Origin of the sequence: Streptomyces sp. NBC_01498 (assembly GCF_036327775.1) — a bacterium.
Lineage (GTDB): Bacteria > Actinomycetota > Actinomycetes > Streptomycetales > Streptomycetaceae > Streptomyces.
Genome location: NZ_CP109598.1, coordinates 2384887 through 2401859, shown reverse-complemented (window position 1 = coordinate 2401859; position 16973 = coordinate 2384887). Strand labels below are relative to the sequence as shown.

Here is a 16973-nt window from a genome sequence, read left to right as displayed (position 1 = left end):
CGCGGCAATCAGGAAACTCCGGAGCGTAACGACGGGCGTGTGTGGCACGCAGCACCACTTACGAAGGGTTATGGTGGAAACCCCCCCTCGGGCCGGTCCGTATCCCCCCCCACGGACCGGCCCGTTTTCTGTTCCCGTCCCGCTCCCCGGCCCACGTCGTCACCGGACAGCTTTCCCGGCCGGGCCCGAGAACCGTGCGACCAGCCCCGCCAGGACCGTGATCAGCCCCGTCCGGCCCAGATGTTGGTGCCCTCGGTGTCCACCGCGAACGTGTCGATCTCCGTCAGCTCCTCGGCCGACAGCGGCGCCCCGGACAGCGCCGCGACATTCTCGTCCAGCTGCTTCACGCTTGACGCGCCGATCAGCGCCGACGTCATCCGCTTGTCGCGCAGCACCCAGCTGATCGCCAGCTGCGCCAGCGACTGCCCGCGCCGCCCCGCGATCTCGTTCAGCCCGTTCAGCCGCCGCACCACCTCGTCCGACAGCAGATCCGGGTCCAGGGACTTGCCCTGGGTGGCCCGGGACCCCTCCGGAATGCCGTGGAGGTACTTGTTCGTCAGCAGCCCCTGCGCCAGCGGTACGAAGGAGATACAGCCCATCCCGGCCGACTCCAGCGCGTCGAGCAGCCCGTCGTCCTCGATCCAGCGGTTGATCATCGAGTACGACGGCTGGTGGATGAGCGCCGGAACGCCCATCTCCCTCAACAGCCGGGCCGCCTCGGCGGTCTGCTCCGCGTTGTACGACGACACACCCACGTACAGCGCCTTGCCCTGCCGCACCGCCGACGCCAGCGCGCCCATCGTCTCCTCAAGAGGCGTGTCCGGGTCGAAGCGGTGCGAGTAGAAGATGTCGACATGGTCGAGGCCCATGCGCGTCAGCGAGGCGTCCAGCGACGACAGCAGGTACTTGCGGGAACCCCACTCGCCGTACGGACCCGGGTGCATCTCGTACCCCGCCTTGGTCGAGACGATCAACTCGTCCCGGTAGGGCGCGAAGTCCTGCGCGAAGAGCTTGCCGAAGTTCAGCTCGGCGGACCCGGGCGGCGGGCCGTAGTTGTTCGCCAGGTCGAAGTGGGTGACACCGAGGTCGAAGGCGCGGCGCAGGATCGCGCGCTGCGTGTCGAGACTCCGGTCGTCGCCGAAGTTGTGCCAGAGGCCGAGGGAGAGCGCGGGCAGCTTGAGACCGCTGCGTCCGCTGCGCCGGTACTCCATGGAGTCGTACCGGTCGCCGGCGGCGGGGTACGAGGGGAATTGAGTCACGCGTCCTTCCCTATCACGGACTTGTGACAGACCGGGTTGGGCCGTCTCGCCGTCGGCGCAGTAATGTGACGGCTCCGGGTGCCGATGGCTGTCCCCTCTTCTCCTTTTCCCGCGGACGGCCCTTCCTGTGACGAACGGGTGGCCCCGCGGTCCGCCCGGCGGGCGGTCCCCGTTCAGACATCGAGAGGTGGACTCAGTGAACTTGCGCGACCTGGTGTACAGGCTTTACGCACGCCGGGTGGAAAGGCGCCTCGACCACACCCAGGTGCTGCCCAAGCACATCGGTGTCGTCCTCGACGGGAACCGCCGCTGGGCCAAGGCATCCGGCGGTACGACGGAACAGGGCCACAAGGCGGGCGCCAGCAAGATCCAGGAGCTTCTCGGCTGGTGCGACGAGACGGACGTCGAGGTGGTCACCCTGTGGCTGCTGTCCACGGACAACTTCGAGCGCCCCGACGAGGAACTGATCCCGCTCCTCGGCATCATCGAGAACGCCGTGCGCGACCTCGCCGCCGACGGCCGCTGGCGCGTCCACCACGTCGGCACGATGGACCTGCTCCCCGACCGTACGCAGACCGTCCTGAAGGAGGCCGAGCAGGCCACGGACGGCAACACCGGGATACTGGTCAACGTCGCCGTCGGCTACGGCGGCCGGCAGGAGATCGCCGACGCCGTCCGCTCCATGCTCCTGGACCACGCGAGCAAGGGCACCTCCTTCGAGGAGCTGGCCGAGATCGTCGACACCGACCTCATCGCCTCCCACCTCTACACCCGCGGCCAGCCCGACCCCGACCTGGTGATCAGGACGAGCGGCGAGACGCGGCTCTCGGGCTTCATGCTCTGGCAGAGCGCCCATTCGGAGTACTACTTCTGCGAAGTCTTCTGGCCGGCTTTCCGCAAGGTCGACTTCCTGCGGGCGCTGCGCGACTACGCGGCGCGCCACCGGCGCTACGGCGCCTGAGCCCCCGCCCCCCAAGCCCTCCGATACCCCTCCCCGGAATCCGCCCGGCGACCCCTCCCGGGCGGTGTCCGCGCCCGGCGGGCCGCCCCGTCGTCCGAGGTTCACCCGCTGTCCGTCATATGCCGTGGCATGGCGGCGGGCGTTCGAGGGAATATCTCCTCCAGGTCGACGTCCGAGCAGAACCGTCAGCGATGACGGCGGGCGTCGAATCTCAGCGGTCGGCCCAGCCGTCCGCCCGGGAGGCCCTTTGCACCAGGTCGAACGTACGGTGACGCGTACGGGCGCCGTGGAGGGCCGGTCCTCGGCCCGCGCACTTGGGCCCGAGTCCGGTCCGCCGTCCGCCGCCAGGCGGGCGACCACAGCCCGTGACGCCGTCGCATCCCGACCTCGTCCGAGGGGGTATGTCCTTCCGTGGTGACAAGCACAAAGCGCCGCATGCCCGACAGGCGCACCTATGTTCTCGACACCAGCGTCCTGCTGGCCGATCCCAACGCCATGCTTCGCTTCGACGAGCACGAAGTCGTGCTGCCGATCGTGGTGATCACGGAGCTGGAGGCCAAGAGGCACCATCCGGAGCTCGGATACTTCGCCCGGCAGGCCCTGCGCCTGCTCGACGACTTCCGCGTCCGGTACGGCCGCCTCGACGCCCCCATTCCGCTGGGCGACCTGGGCGGATCGCTGCGCGTCGAGCTCAACCACTCCGATCCCGGTGTCCTTCCCGCCGGCTTCCGACTGGGGGACAACGACTCGCGGATCCTCGCGGTGGCGCGCAATCTCCAGGCCGAGGGGTACGACGTCACCGTCGTCTCCAAGGACCTGCCGCTGCGCATCAAGGCGTCGTCGGTCGGTCTCCTCGCCGAGGAGTACCGCGCCGAGCTCGCCATCACCGATTCCGGCTGGACCGGAATGAGCGAGATGGCGCTCTCGGCCGAACAGGTCGATCTCCTCTTCTCCGAGGAGACGCTGTACGTGCCGGAGCTGAGCGACCTGCCGGTGCACACCGGGCTCGTCCTCCAGTCCGACCGGGGCAAGGCCCTCGGCCGGATCACGCCCGAGGGCAATGTCCGGCTGGTGCGGGGCGACCGGGAGGCCTTCGGCATCCACGGCCGCAGCGCCGAGCAGCGCATCGCGCTCGACCTGCTCCTCGACCCGGAGATCGGCATCATCTCGATGGGCGGCCGGGCGGGCACCGGCAAGTCGGCACTGGCGCTGTGTGCGGGACTGGAGGCGGTGCTGGAGCGACGCCAGCACAAGAAGGTGATGGTCTTCCGGCCGCTGTACGCGGTCGGCGGGCAGGAGCTGGGCTATCTGCCGGGCACCGAGGCCGAGAAGATGAGCCCGTGGGCGCAGGCGGTCTTCGACACCCTGTCGGCCGTCGCCGGCCGTGAGGTCATCGAGGAGGTGCTGGGGCGCGGCATGCTCGAAGTGCTGCCGCTGACGCACATCCGGGGACGGTCGCTGCACGACGCGTTCGTCATCGTGGACGAGGCCCAGTCACTGGAGCGGAACGTCCTGCTGACCGTGCTGTCCAGGATCGGGGCCAACTCCCGTGTGGTGCTGACCCACGACGTGGCGCAGCGCGACAACCTGCGGGTGGGCCGGTACGACGGAGTGGTCGCCGTGGTCGAGAAACTCAAGGGGCATCCGCTGTTCGCGCATGTCACCCTCAACCGCTCCGAGCGCTCGCCGATCGCCGCGCTCGTGACCGAAATGCTGGAGGAAGGTTAGTTCTCCCCCTGAATGCGGTGGTTGGCGCCGCCCGGAGAGGCCCAAGGAGCCTAGCCGGGCGGCGCCGTGCCGCGCCGCCATTTCCGTGAAACTGATGTGGCAAACGGGGTGTGAGCTATCCCACGCAACGAAGAATTGCCTTGCGGCGTCGGCGTCCGGCAGAGTCTTGCTTCCGTCAGGCCCCGCATACGACACCCCACGCATCATTCAGGGATGCCGCACCACCACAACTCCACAGTCGACGTCGTATGCCGCCCGTGCTTCATCCGGCTACTCCCGTCAAGGGAGTTGCCGACGGGTCCGTGTCTCCCGTGACATGCGGTACGGAGACCAGTGTCAGGGGCACGATTGCATCCGCGAGGTCACGTACGCGGACGCTGCTGGAAGGAAAACCGTGTGAGCCGGATCTCGGTCCGGGGATTCGCCGTGGCATCAGCTACAGCGGTCACCACCGTCGGCGCAGTCGTGGGTGTGGCTTCGGGCACCCCCCAGACCTCGGACGACAATTTCGAGGCGATCGCAGCTGACACGACACTCCTCGCAGACATCCCCGCGGGTCAGCACGCCCAGGTCCAGACCGCGTCTCTGACGCAGCAGGCCGACGTGCAGGCCAGCGCCGCCGACGCCGCGGCGAAGAAGTCCGCCGAGGAATCGGCTCGTATTCAGGCCGCCAAGGACGCCAAGGCGAAGAAGGAAGCCGCCGAGGACAAGGCGGAGAAGGAGCGCGACGCGAAGCTGGCCGAGGAGCGCGCCAGCCGCTCGGAGACGCGCGAGTCGGCCTCGTTCGCGGTGCAGAGCTCGTACTCCGTCGCCGACGTACAGGCGATGGCCCGGCAGATGGTCCCCGCCGACCAGTTCCAGTGCTTCAGCAATATCGTGAACCACGAGTCCACCTGGAACTACCAGGCCGAGAACCCCTCCTCGGGGGCGTACGGACTCATGCAGGCGCTGCCCGCCTCCAAGATGTCGTCCGCGGGCTCCGACTGGCGCACCAACCCGGCCACCCAGATCAAGTGGGGCCTGAGCTACATGGACAACCGCTACCAGAGCCCGTGCGGTGCCTGGGAGTTCTGGCAGGCCAACAACTGGTACTAGGCCGGCCCCGGACCTGACCGGCCCGGTTCGCCACGCTGCTCCGCTCAACCCCGGGAAGCCCCTCTCCGTCCTACGGTGAGGGGCTTCACGCGTGTACGGTCAGATGCACGACTCCGGGGAAGAAGGATCAGTATGTCGAAACTGCCGGGGTGGCTGGGCCGGGTCGGAGCCGAACTGACACAGCTCGGCGAGAGGTTGGGGGAGCGCCGGGCCGAGGCCACGGCGGACGACGCGCCGGTGGGCGGTGCCGTACGGGACAGCGTGCCGGCCCCGCCGGACTACGCGCCCACCGTCGCGGCCAAACCGGAGCCGACCGCCGCCATTCCCTGGGGCATGCGGGTCGCCGCCGAGGCCGCCTGGCGGCTGCTCGTACTGGCCGCCATGATCTGGGTGCTGATGAAGATCATCAGCGCCGTCGAACTCGTGGTGCTGGCCTTCGTCGGCGCGCTCCTCGTCACCGCGCTCCTCCAGCCCACCGTCGCCCGGCTGCGGTCGTGGGGACTGCCGCGCGGACTGGCCACCGCACTGACGGCCGTCGCCGGCTTCGTCGTCATGGGCCTCATCGGCTGGTTCGTGGTCTGGCAGGTCGTGGAGAACATCGACGTCCTCTCCGCCCGCGTCACCGACGGCATCGACGAACTCAAACGCTGGCTGCTCAACGGCCCGTTCCATGTCACCGAGCAGCAGATCAACGATCTCGCGAAGAGCCTCAGCGACGCGGTCGGCACCAACACCGAGGAGATCACCTCCGCCGGTATCCAAGGTGTCACCGTGGTGGTCGAGTTGCTGACCGGCGTCCTGCTCGCGGTCTTCTCCACCCTCTTCCTGCTCTACGACGGCCGGCGGATCTGGGAGTGGTCGCTCAAGCTGGCGCCCGCCGCCGCCCGTCCGGGACTCGCCGGGGCGGGGCCGCGCGCCTGGCGCACCCTGACGGCGTACGTACGCGGCACGTTGATCGTGGCGCTGATCGACGCGGTCTTCATCGGCCTCGGGATCTACTTCCTCGATGTGCCGCTGGCGGTGCCGCTCGCCGTCTTCATCTTCCTCGGCGCGTTCATCCCGCTGGTCGGCGCGGTGATCTCGGGCGCGCTCGCCGTGGTCGTCGCGCTGGTCACCGAGGGCGTGTTCACGGCGCTGATGGTGCTGGTCGTCGTCCTGGCCGTGCAGCAGATCGAGGGCCACATCCTCCAGCCGTTCATCCTCGGCCGCGCGGTGCGGGTGCATCCGCTGGCCGTGGTGCTGGCGGTGGCGACCGGCGGCCTGGTCGCCGGGATCGGCGGGGCGGTGGTGGCGGTGCCGCTGGTCGCCGTCACCAACACCGTGGTCGGTTATCTGCGCGCGTACAGCCAGGACCTGACGCGGCGGGACGGGCCGGTGCCGCACGGTACGACGGCGCCCGTCCCCGCGCCCGCGCCTGCCGCGCCGATCCCGGCGCCGAGCCCGCCCGCCGCACCCCCGGCGCCGCCGGTCCCGCCCGCTCCGGAGGCGCCCGACGTGTCCGACGCCGGCCAGGACACCTCCGGCTCCGGCATACCGCCCGCCGAACCCCGAAGCGGCAAGGAATGATCTCCGAACCGGAACTGGAGGGCGAGCTCCCGGCAGCGGTCCCGGCTCCGAGACGGGGCGACGGCCACGGGCCCGGTCCGGTACTCGGCCAGGGACTCGACCACGAGCCCGAGACGGTGGACTTCGAGGGGAGTTCCCTGGTCGGAGGGGTGTCCCTGCGCCGCAGCCCCTGGGTGTGGGGGCTGGCCGGGGTGCTGCTCGCGTCCGCCGGGTGGGCGGGCGGCCTGTGGGCGTACAACCGGGCGGGACCGGATTTCCAGGGATACGGGGTCAGCCGCAATCTGTGTGTCGACGCCGAACTCCCGGCGCTGACCTCCCGCATCGGCGCGAAGCGGGACCCCTTCGCGGCGACGGACGAGGACGTCACGCTCGACCAGGCCGTCTGCACGGTCAACCTGGTGCCGCAGCGGCCCTGGGAGCCGAAGGGCCACCGGGGGCCGAGCGTGGGGGCGTACGCCGAGATCACGTACTCCCTGCACAAGAAGACCGATCCGGGACCGCAGTTCGACGCGTCCCTGATCCACCCGGCCGACCAGGGGGCGGGGGAGCAGACCCTGAAGCTCGTCAACGGGGTGGGGGAGCGCGCGTATCTGGTGGGCCGGCCCGGTGACGACATCCCCGTGCTGTGGGTCCTCGACGGACAGGCGGTGTTCTCGCTCACCGTGGGCCAGGTCGTCACGTATGACGACGACGAGGACGGCAAGGGCGACGACGGGAACGGGGCGGGCAGTGGTCTCGACCTCGACCAGCAGGCGCTGCTGCATTTCGGCAGGCTGGAACCCGTGCTGGTCGAGGACATGCTGGCGCTGATGGAGCGGCTGAAGAACGCACGGTGAGCGCGGCCCCGCCGTCGGCGGTGGTGGTCTCAGGCGCCGCCGGAACCGTTCATCACGGCCTCGGCGTCGAGCGTCGTCCCCACGGCCTCGATCACGGCCGCGATCTTGATGGCTTCCTGGACGGTCGCGCGCTCCACCCCCAGTCCGCTGAGCACCCGTTCGTGCGCGTCGAGGCAGAGACCGCAGGCGTTGACCGCAGACACCGCGAACGACCAGAACTCGACGTCGGCCTTCGGGACGTCGGGATGGGCGCGGGCCGTCATCCGCAGACCCGTGCGGAGTTCGCCGTACGCGGGGTCCGAGAGCAGATGCCGGGTCCGGTGGAACACGTTGCTCACCGCCATCAGGGCGGCGGCCGACTTCGCCGCCGTGAACGCGTCGGCGGAGAGGCGGGCCCCGGCCTCGGGCGCGACCTCGCGCAGCACGCGTGCGGAGCGGGCGGCGATCGCGCAGGCCAGGAGCGTGCCCCAGAGCCGCTGTTCGGAGAGCCCGTCCTGTTCGGTCACCGCGTCGAGATTGCGGCGCAGGTCCCGCGCGTACTCGGGCAGTGCGGCCTTCAGTGCGTCGAGTGACATCGGAATCTCTCCTTGAGGGGGTGTCGGCCGGGCCGGATCGGTTCAGGTCGGCTCGGGTCGGTCCGGCCGGGGTCCGTGGGTTGTGTCAGGTGTGCCGGGGGTGTCGCGGACACCGGTGCCGGGACCGTTCCCGGGATCGGCCCGCTCCGGGGCGTCCGCCGGCCGCGCCGCCTTCGGCGGGCGGCCCCGGCGCGGGATCGGCCGCGCGTCGCCCGGGAGCCGGCCCGCCTCCGCCAGGGCCCGGCGGAGCAGGAACTCGATCTGCGCGTTGGCGCTGCGCAGTTCGTCGGACGCCCAGCGTGCCAGGGCGTCGTACACCGCCGGGTCCAGGCGCAGGAGGACCTGCTTCCGTTCCGTCACTGGTAGAGGGTGCCCGTGTTCACGACCGGCTGGGCCGCCCGGTCGCCGCAGAGTACGACCAGCAGGTTGCTGACCATCGCCGCCTTCCGCTCGGAGTCCAGTTCGACGATGTCCTGCTCGGTGAGCCGGGTCAGTGCCGCCTCGACCATGCCGACGGCGCCGTCCACGATCAGCCGGCGGGCCGCCACGACCGCGCCCGCCTGCTGGCGCTGGAGCATCGCCGAGGCGATCTCCGGAGCGTACGCGAGGTGGGTGAAGCGTGACTCGATGATGTGCACACCGGCCGCCTCGACCCGGGCGTGCAGTTCGACGGCGAGCTTCTCGGTGATCTCCTCGGCGTTGCCGCGCAGGGAGAGCCCGTCCTCGTCGTGGGCGTCGTACGGGTACTCGATGGCGATGTGCCGGACGGCGGCCTCGGTCTGGGTGGAGACGAACTCCAGGAAGTCGTCCACCTCGAACAGCGCCTGCGCGGTGTCCTCGACCCGCCAGACGACGACGGCGGCCAGTTCGATCGGGTTGCCGTAGGCGTCGTTGACCTTGAGGACGGCGGTCTCGTGGTTCCGTACCCGGGTCGAGATCTTGGCGCGCGAGGTGAGCGGGTTCACCCAGCGCAGCCCGTCGGTCCGGATCGTGCCCCGGTAGCGGCCGAAGAGCTGGACGACGCGGGCCTCGCCCGGCGCCACCATGTTCAGCCCGCACATGGCGAAGGTCGCGGCGATCGCGAGCAGCACGCCCAGCACGATCAGCGCCACCTTCGCGGCGGTCGAGCCGAGGGTCGCGCCGGTCACGACGAGGGCGACCCCGCCGATCAGGCCGACGAGTCCGAGCAGCAGCGCGAGACCGCCGCCGATGCTGCGGGCCTGGAACTCCCGGACCCGCGGCGGCGGCATCTCGGGCAGGTCGTCCACGAGTGGAGTGCTGGTCCTGGACATGAGGGGTCCCCGTTCGTCGTACGGCGGCGCCACTCGGCGCCGCTATCATTGTGATTACACATTAACGCGTTTCGCAACCCTCCGCCCCTCTCATGAGTCGGTTCCGGTGAGACAGGTGCTGATTGTCACGTCGGATACGACCAGATCGGGGCTGTTTGTCACAGGGGACGGTGTTAGCTTTCTGAGCTGATTCCGGTGATTCCGGTGAATCCGGCAACTGAGACACATGGACGCGGTCCGGCGGGACGAACCCCAGACCGGAGAGCGGAGCGGCGGAGCGATGGGCCGAGCGGAAGCGCGAGGGGCCCGGCGGCGTGGAGCGCGCCGGGCGAAGAGGCAGACCGGGGGCATACGCGGCTTCTTCACGCTGAAGAAGCTGCTCGGTACGTTCCTGGGGCTGTGCCTGCTCGGCATGGGCGCGTTCGTGGTGATCTATTTCCTGGTCCCGGTGCCGACGGCCAACGCGCAGGCCGAGATGCAGAGCAACGTCTACAAGTACGCCGACGGCACGGTCCTGGCGCGGACCGGCGAGATCAACCGCGAGATCGTCGGCCTGGAGAAGGTCCCCAGGGACGTCCAGCGGGCCTTCGTCGCCGCCGAGAACAAGACCTTCTACCGGGACTCCGGCGTCGACTTCAAGGGCACCGCCCGCGGCCTGATGAACACCGTCTCGGGCAAGGGCAAGCAGGGCGGCTCGACCATCACGCAGCAGTACGTGAAGAACTACTACCTGAGCCAGGACCAGACGGTCACCCGCAAGCTCAAGGAACTGGTGATCTCGCTCAAGGTCGACCAGCGGATGGACAAGAACGAGATCCTCGCCGGCTATCTGAACACCAGCTACTACGGGCGGGGCGCGTACGGCATCCAGGCGGCGGCCCAGGCGTACTACGGCGTCGACGCCGCGAAGCTGAACGTCGCGCAGGGCGCGTATCTCGCGGCGCTCCTCCAGGCCCCCAACCAGTACGACTGGGCGCAGGCCACGCCGACCGGCAAGCGGCTCGTCACCGCGCGCTGGAACTACGTCCTGGACAACATGGTCGGGCAGAGCTGGCTGGCCGCCTCGGAGCGCACCGGGATGAAGTTCCCGGTACCGGGGAAGCCCAAGCCCGCGCCGGGCGCCGAGGGCCAGGCCGGGTATCTCGTCGAGGCCGCCAACAGCGAGCTGGAGCGGCAGGGCGTCGACAAGGCCGCCATCGACGCCGGCGGCTGGACGATCACGCTCAGCGTCGACAGGAAGCACCAGAAGGAACTGGTCGAGGCCGTCGACAAGCAGCTGGAGTCCAAGCTGAACCGCGAGAAGAACAAGGTCGACGCGACCGTGCAGGCGGGCGCCACCTCGGTGAACCCCAAGACCGGCGCGGTCGTCGCGCTCTACGGCGGGGTCGGCGCCACCGAGCACTGGATCAACAACGCGACGCGCACCGACTACCAGCCCGCCTCCACCTTCAAGCCGGTCGTGCTCGCCTCCGCGCTGGAGAACGGGTCGAAGACCCAGGACGGCGACCCGATCGGGCTCCGGACGATCTACGACGGGACGAGCAGGCGGCCGGTCGTCGGCAGCGACACGCCCTTCAAGCCGCAGAACGAGGACGACCGGGACTACGGCGACATCACCGTCCAGCAGGCGGCCAACAACTCGGTCAACTCGGTCTTCGCGCAGCTGGTCGTGGACGTCGGCCCGGCGAAGGTGAAGAAGACCGCGCTGGACCTGGGCATGCGGGACAAGAACTTCCCCGAGCGGCCCGCGATCACGCTCGGCACGATGGAGGCGTCCACCTGGGACATGGCGGGCGTGTACGCGACGCTCGACAACCACGGCGAGAAGGTCACGCCGTCGATCCTGAAGTCCGCCCGGCACAAGGACCGTACGGTCGACCTGCCCGAGCGGATCGGGAAGCAGGCGGTCAGCCGCGAGACCGCCGACACCGTGACCTCGGCGCTCACCGGCGTGGTGAAGAACGGTACGGCGCACGAGGCCAGTACGGACGCGTACGAGGCGGCGGCCAAGACCGGTACCTCGGAGGACAACAAGTCGGCGTGGTTCGCCGGCTACACGCCCGAACTGACCACCGTGGTCGCCCTGTTCGGCGAGTCGACCAAGGAGGGCGGCGGTCAGGTCACCCTCACCGGGACGGCCAACTCCGGCCGCGCCAACGGTGGCGGGTTCCCCGCCCGTATCTGGGCCGACTACACGCTGGACGCGCTCGGCGGCGGCTCCGACGCCTCGTTCGACCTCCAGGTCGCCGAGGACACCTACACCCCGCCGCCCCCGCCGCCCACGCCCTCCCAGAAGCCCCCGGAGGACGAGGAGTCGAGCCCGCCGCCCGGCGAACCGGACCCGGGCGGCTCCCCGAGCGACCCGCCGGTCTCCGAGCCCCCGCCGTCCAGCGAGCCGCCCGCCCCGCCGCCCGAGCCGGGCGCCGACTCCGGAGGCGGCGGTGACACCGGCGGCACCGACGGCGGTGCCGACAACGGCGGTACCGGCTCCGGGGGCGGAGGCGGCGACGACGGGGGAGGCGGTGGCGACGACCGGCCACCGGGCTTCAGCCCCTGGTCGCCGTAGGCCCTGCCCGTCAGGCACGCGGAACGGCCGCCCGGTTCCTCCGGGCGGCCGTTGCGCGTACGGGTCCCGGCGCGCTCAGCCGCCGTTGACCTTCGCGGCGATCCGGTCGCCGATCGTCTTGTCGATGCTGCGCCAGTACTGGAACGCCCGGTCGAGGACCGGCCGGCTCACGCCCTGGAGCAGATGACCCGACACGTTCGACACCAGCCGGTCGCGCTGCGCGTCGTCCAGCACCGTACGGACCTGGGTGCCCGCCTGGCCCCAGTCGTCGTCCTCGCGCCGCTTCGTGTACGCCTCGCGCACCATCTCGCCCGCTGCGGCCCAGCCCGCCGGGTCGCCGAAGCGCTCCGTGTCGGCGGCCGGGCCGCCGTAGGAGTTCGGGGCGTACGGCATCGCCGCGTTCGACGGGACGTACCGCATCGGGCCGTCCTTGGCGTACGAGTTGACCGGCGAGTGCGGCCGGTTGGGCGGCAGCTGCGCGTAGTTCGGGCCGATCCGGTACCGGTGGGTGTCCGGGTACGAGAAGAGACGGCCCAGCAGCATCTTGTCCGGCGAGGGGCCGATGCCCGGCACCATGTTCGACGGCTCGAAGGCGGCCTGCTCGATGTGGACGAAGAAATTGTCCGGGTTCCGGTCGAGCGTCAGCCGGCCGACATCGATCAGCGGATAGTCGCCGTGCGGCCACACCTTCGTCAGGTCGAACGGGTTGAAGCGGTAGTCGGCCGCGTCCTCGAACGGCATGATCTGGACCTTCAGGCTCCAGGACGGCGCGTTGCCCGAGGCGATCGACTCGTACAGGTCCCGGCGGTGGTGGTCCGCGTCCGAACCGGCCAGTTCGTCGGCGTCCGCCTGGGTGAGGAAGTCGATGCCCTGGTCGGTCTTGAAGTGGTATTTCACCCAGAAGCGTTCGCCCCCGGCGTTGACCCACATGAAGGTGTGCGAGCCGTAGCCGTTCATGTGGCGGAAGGACTTGGGGATGCCCCGGTCGCCCATCAGCCACGTCACCTGGTGCGCGGACTCCGGCGACAGGGTCCAGAAGTCCCACTGCATGTCGTTGCTCCGCAGGCCGGTGGCCGGATGACGCTTCTGCGAGCGGATGAAGTCCTGGAACTTGATCGTGTCGCGGACGAAGAAGACCGGCGTGTTGTTGCCCACCAGGTCGTAATTGCCCTGTTCCGTATAGAACTTCAGGGCGAAGCCGCGCGGGTCGCGCCAGGTGTCGGGGGAGCCGAACTCACCGGCGACCGTGGAGAAACGGGCCAGCGTCTCGGTGCGCTTGCCCGGCTGGAAGAGGTCGGCCTTGGTGAACTGGCTGACATCGTGGGTCACTTCGAAGACGCCGTACGCGCCCGAGCCCTTGGCATGGACCACCCGCTCGGGGACCCGTTCGCGGTTGAACTGGGCCATCTTCTCGATGAGGTAGTGGTCCTGGAGCAGAATCGGACCGTCGGGCCCGACGGAGAGGGAATTCTCGTCGCTCTCCACCGGGATGCCGGCGTTGGTGGTCGTGTACGGAGCCTTGGGCGTCGACTCGGTCACGAGCGTCCTCCCGTTCGATAGGGGGGTCCCGCGGCCGGAATCACGCACCACGGGACGAAGGCGGTCGTGACGACCGCCTGCCCCAGTCAAACCCGCGGACACATCGTCGGCAACATGTGGCCGGGAGGGCGCGGGTACGCGCCCGGCCTCCCGGCTCCGGCTACGGGCGGGTCGAGATCTCGAACCAGACGATCTTGCCGGTGGACAGCCGGGTCGCTCCCCAGCGCCTGGCCAGCCGGTTGACCAGGAACAGCCCCCGGCCGCCCTCGTCCGTGTCCCGGGCCCGGCGCTGACGCGGCAGCTGCGGCGAGTCGTCGCCGACCTCGCAGCGCAGGACGTCGGTCCGCAGCAGCCGCAGCGTGACGGGCCGCTCCGCGTACCGCACGGCGTTGGTCACGACCTCGCTGATCAGCAGCTCGACAGAATCGCTCAGCTCGTCCATGCCCCAGCGCGAGAGCGCCTTGCGAGCGAGCCGCCGGGCCCGGCCGGGCGCCGCGTCCTCCGGCTCCAGGAACCAGTAGGCGACGTCGCTCGGCGCGATCCCGTCGAAGCGGGCCGCCAGCAGGGCGATGTCGTCGTCCCGGTCACCGGGCCCCAGCACGTCCAGCACGTCGTCGCAGAGCGCCTCCAAAGGAGGCGAGTGGTCCGGTCCGGTGAGCTGGGCCGTCGCGGCGAGCCGCTCCCGCAGCTGCTCGATGCCCGTCCAGACGTCACGCAGCCGCGACTCCACGAGCCCGTCCGTGTAGAGGAGCAGCGTGGCCCCGGCGGGCGCGTCCAGCTCGACGGCCTCGAAGTCCACCCCGCCGACGCCGATCGGGGCGCCGGGCGGCACCCGCAGCACCTCGGCCCGGCCGCCCAGATGGAGCAGTATGGGCGGCGGGTGACCGGCGTTGGCGATGGTGATGCGGTGCGAGACCGGGTCGTACACCGCGTAGAGGCACGTCGCCATCCGGTCGGTGCCCAGCCGCTGCGCCTGCTCGTCGAGATGGTGCAGGACCTCCTGCGGCGGCAGGTCGAGACCGGCGAGGGTCTGGGCGGTCGTTCGCAGCTGGCCCATGATGGCGGCCGAGGTCATGGAGTGGCCCATGACGTCGCCGACGACCAGGGCGACCCGGCTGCCGGGCAGCGGGATCGCGTCGTACCAGTCGCCGCCGACCCGCGCGGTCTCGGCGGCGGGCAGATAACGGGAGGCGAGCCGGACGCCCGTGGGCTGCGGCAGCCCCTCCGGGAGCATGGTGCGCTGGAGTTCGTCGGCGATGTACGCCTCGCGGCCGTAGAGCACCGCCTTGTCGATGCCGAGCGCGGTGTGGGTCGCGAGCTGCGCGGCCACCAGCAGGTCGTTCGCCTCGAAGGCGGGACGCTCGGGTCCGCGCAGGAAGACGGCGGCGCCGATGACGCGCCGCCGGCCGCGCAGCGGGGCAAGGATCGCGCGCCGGCCACCGGGGACGGCCATCTCCTCGCCGAGCAGCTCGGGCAGGGCCGCGCGGGCGGCGGCGGAGTCGCCGAAGACCGGCCGGACCCCGCGCAGCACCTCGGAGAGCGCGCCGCCGGGCGGCACCTCGCACAGCTGCGCGGCGGGCATCACATCGGTCTGCGGGTCGAGGACCGCGACCCGGCCCGCCTCGGACTCCGGCATCTGGATGCCCGTACCGGCCGTGCCGGTGGTGTCGCCGTCGTCGTCGGTCAGCCGCAGCCGGTCCGTACGGCGCAGCCTCAGTACGAAGGGCGCGACCGGGCGCTCGTCGCCGACGGGCAGCGGGTCGCGCAGATAGACGAGGATCGCGTCGGAGAAGGTCGGGACGGTCGCCCGGCACAGGCCGAGGACGATCTCGTCCAGGTCGATGCCCCGCGCGATACGGCGGGTGGCGGCGCCCACGAAGCGCAGCCGGTCGCCCTCGCGCCGCGCGATGCCGACCGCGTCCTGCGGGGGCGCGACCGGGACCGTCGCGGGCGAGGGCACCGGTGGTGCCGACGGCTGCGGTACGGCGGCGGCGGTGGCCTCCTGCCGCGGCCGGGTGCGTTCCTGGGACCGGGCAGCCACGGGCTGCCGGCCTTCATGGGAGGTGGGATGCTCCGTCACGCGTGGGATTCCGTCCGTCCGGGCCGGTGGTGCGAGACAACCGTTTCGACTGGCGATGCCACCCTGCTCCTGGGCGCCCCGGGTCTGAGCCCGCGGGAGCCCGCGCCGCCGGGCGCGCCGGGCACACGGGGTGCGCCGGGCGGCCGGGGCGCGCGTGGCACGGCGGTCGCGCCGGGTATGCGAGGCGCGCCCGGCGCACCGGGTACGGAGGCCGCCGGGACCGCGCGCCGGACACCCGCCGGAACGCCGGGCCGTGTGCGGCCCGCGCCACCGTCCGCCCGGGGGGCGGCCGGTGCCTGGCCGGCGCGCGAGGACAGCGCGGCGGAAGCGGAGTCCCGTACGAGGCTCACCCGTCCGGCTCCGGCGACGCCACGGTGGTTTCCTCCGCGACCGCGCGGGGGCACGGGGGCGTGTGTGCCGGGCGTCGCGCGCCGGGCGGGGTGCGAGGGACACGGCCCCGGGGCGTGGACGTCAGGGCGGCAGGCGTCCTGCACGGCTCCACCCCCTCGGTCGGTGTCCAGCGGCCCATCCGCGGCTGTCTGCTGCCTGCCGCGGCTCGTTCGTCGTGCGAACCATTCTCGCGTGCGTCGTACGTCGTACGGCTCGAAGGTCCGGTGGTCATGACTTTAAGTCAGCTCCGCCGGAGTGCCCCCGCGTTGGTCCGCACAGGACCTCGCGGACGACGATCCTACGGTTGACCCCCAGGGGCGCTTCAAGGGTCTCACGGCGTCGGCTGACCCGTCCCGGCGATCACCAAGGCGATCACCGGGGACATCCGCCGTACCTGCCCTTTTGGCTCATCTGGTCCGGACCTTTGCCGGTTCGGGCTCCCGGTCCCAGCCCTCCGGTAACTCCGGCACCGGCCACCCCGGATCGGGCCGCCAGTTCTCCCAGCCCTCGGAGAACGGCGCACCCCACGCCTTGATCATCTCGACCGCCGCCGCCCCGGCCTCCCGGACCCGCAGCGCCTTGCCCGCGTCCAGCAGCCCGGCCCGCTGGGCCTCGGCGAACTCGTCCTCGTCCCGCCAGAGCCAGCTGCGGTCCGGGTAGACGGAGATGTCGAGGAAGTGGTCCTCGGAGTCGATGCCGCCCGACCAGCGCAGCCGGGGCTCCTCCAGATTCACGTACCAGCTGCGGAACTCCCAGCCCGGTTCCCAGAACAGCCACACCGACCAGGGCTCGTCGCGCCTGGCCAGCTTCAGCACACCCGTGCCCGTCCAGTGGGCGCGCGCCGTGGTGCGCGGGGCCGTGTAGCGGGTGGCGAGAGGTTCGTGGTGCACGGGAGTGCCATCGGCGAGCACCGGCTTGACGCACTCGGTGCCCGGCGCCATCCAGACCGCCAGCAGGTCCTCGGTGTCCCGCACGACGGTCACGGGGCGGCAGATGTGCACATGGGCCGAGCCGTTGTCCCGGTAGCGCCAGAGAATCCGCTCGCCCGGGGCCCAGTGTCGAATGCCGTCCGCTCCTGTCATGCGC

The 16973-nt window shown here is 70.9% G+C and carries 13 protein-coding genes; 6 read left to right on the top strand and 7 right to left on the bottom strand.

The genetic code is table 11. The features are described from left to right. Positions 1-221: 221 nt before the first annotated feature. The gene (gene mgrA, locus OG875_RS09900) at positions 222-1259 is read right to left on the bottom strand and encodes an L-glyceraldehyde 3-phosphate reductase (RefSeq protein WP_330173855.1); all 1038 of its coding nucleotides are present in this window, start codon (positions 1257-1259) and stop codon (positions 222-224) included. 196 nt (positions 1260-1455) lie between these two features. Here mgrA and OG875_RS09895 point away from each other — a divergent pair, with 196 nt between their 5' ends. The 5 genes from OG875_RS09895 to OG875_RS09875 all read left to right on the top strand — a co-directional run bounded on the left by OG875_RS09895 (position 1456) and on the right by OG875_RS09875 (position 7445). Continuing rightward, a complete protein-coding gene (locus OG875_RS09895) occupies positions 1456-2220 on the top strand; it encodes an isoprenyl transferase (RefSeq protein WP_330173854.1) in 765 nt (254 codons plus the stop codon). 411 nt (positions 2221-2631) lie between these two features. Next, complete coding sequence (locus OG875_RS09890; protein WP_330173853.1) at positions 2632-3948, top strand: PhoH family protein; 1317 nt, start codon at positions 2632-2634, stop codon at positions 3946-3948. A gap of 396 nt (positions 3949-4344) precedes the next feature. Continuing rightward, entirely contained in the window at positions 4345-5043 is a 699-nt protein-coding gene (locus OG875_RS09885; RefSeq protein ID WP_330173852.1) for a transglycosylase SLT domain-containing protein, read from the top strand. A 132-nt stretch (positions 5044-5175) separates the two neighbouring features. Then, positions 5176-6609, top strand: a complete 1434-nt coding sequence (locus tag OG875_RS09880) for an AI-2E family transporter (protein ID WP_330173851.1) — start codon at positions 5176-5178, stop codon at positions 6607-6609. After that, positions 6606-7445 (top strand): hypothetical protein, encoded by an 840-nt coding sequence (locus tag OG875_RS09875; protein WP_330173850.1) that lies wholly within the window; start codon positions 6606-6608, stop codon positions 7443-7445. Before OG875_RS09880 ends, OG875_RS09875 begins: the two co-directional genes overlap by 4 nt. 29 nt (positions 7446-7474) lie before the next feature. Here the strand turns inward: OG875_RS09875 and OG875_RS09870 are convergent, their stop codons facing one another. From OG875_RS09870 to OG875_RS09860, 3 genes are read right to left on the bottom strand one after another with little or no spacing between them, the layout of a single operon-like run. Next, a complete protein-coding gene (locus OG875_RS09870; protein ID WP_330173849.1) occupies positions 7475-8020 on the bottom strand; it encodes a carboxymuconolactone decarboxylase family protein in 546 nt (181 codons plus the stop codon). Positions 8021-8062: 42 nt separating this feature from the next. Continuing rightward, a complete protein-coding gene (locus OG875_RS09865) occupies positions 8063-8431 on the bottom strand; it encodes a hypothetical protein (RefSeq protein ID WP_330177681.1) in 369 nt (122 codons plus the stop codon). Beyond that, entirely contained in the window at positions 8377-9312 is a 936-nt protein-coding gene (locus OG875_RS09860; protein ID WP_330173848.1) for an SPFH domain-containing protein, read from the bottom strand. The genes OG875_RS09865 and OG875_RS09860 overlap by 55 nt, the downstream gene beginning before the upstream one ends. Before the next feature lie 280 nt (positions 9313-9592). On the opposite strand from OG875_RS09860, the gene OG875_RS09855 reads away from it, so the two are divergent. Further along, positions 9593-11878, top strand: a complete 2286-nt coding sequence (locus OG875_RS09855) for a transglycosylase domain-containing protein (RefSeq protein ID WP_330173847.1) — start codon at positions 9593-9595, stop codon at positions 11876-11878. 75 nt (positions 11879-11953) lie between these two features. Here OG875_RS09855 and OG875_RS09850 read toward each other — a convergent pair whose 3' ends face one another. From OG875_RS09850 to fomD, 3 genes are all read right to left on the bottom strand, one after another. Continuing rightward, a complete protein-coding gene (locus OG875_RS09850) occupies positions 11954-13417 on the bottom strand; it encodes a catalase (RefSeq protein ID WP_330173846.1) in 1464 nt (487 codons plus the stop codon). 160 nt (positions 13418-13577) lie between these two features. After that, the gene (locus tag OG875_RS09845; protein WP_330173845.1) at positions 13578-15497 is read right to left on the bottom strand and encodes an ATP-binding SpoIIE family protein phosphatase; all 1920 of its coding nucleotides are present in this window, start codon (positions 15495-15497) and stop codon (positions 13578-13580) included. A 797-nt stretch (positions 15498-16294) separates the two neighbouring features. Then, positions 16295-16969, bottom strand: a complete 675-nt coding sequence (fomD, locus tag OG875_RS09840; protein WP_330173844.1) for a cytidylyl-2-hydroxypropylphosphonate hydrolase — start codon at positions 16967-16969, stop codon at positions 16295-16297. Between the last annotated feature and the right edge of the window lie 4 nt (positions 16970-16973).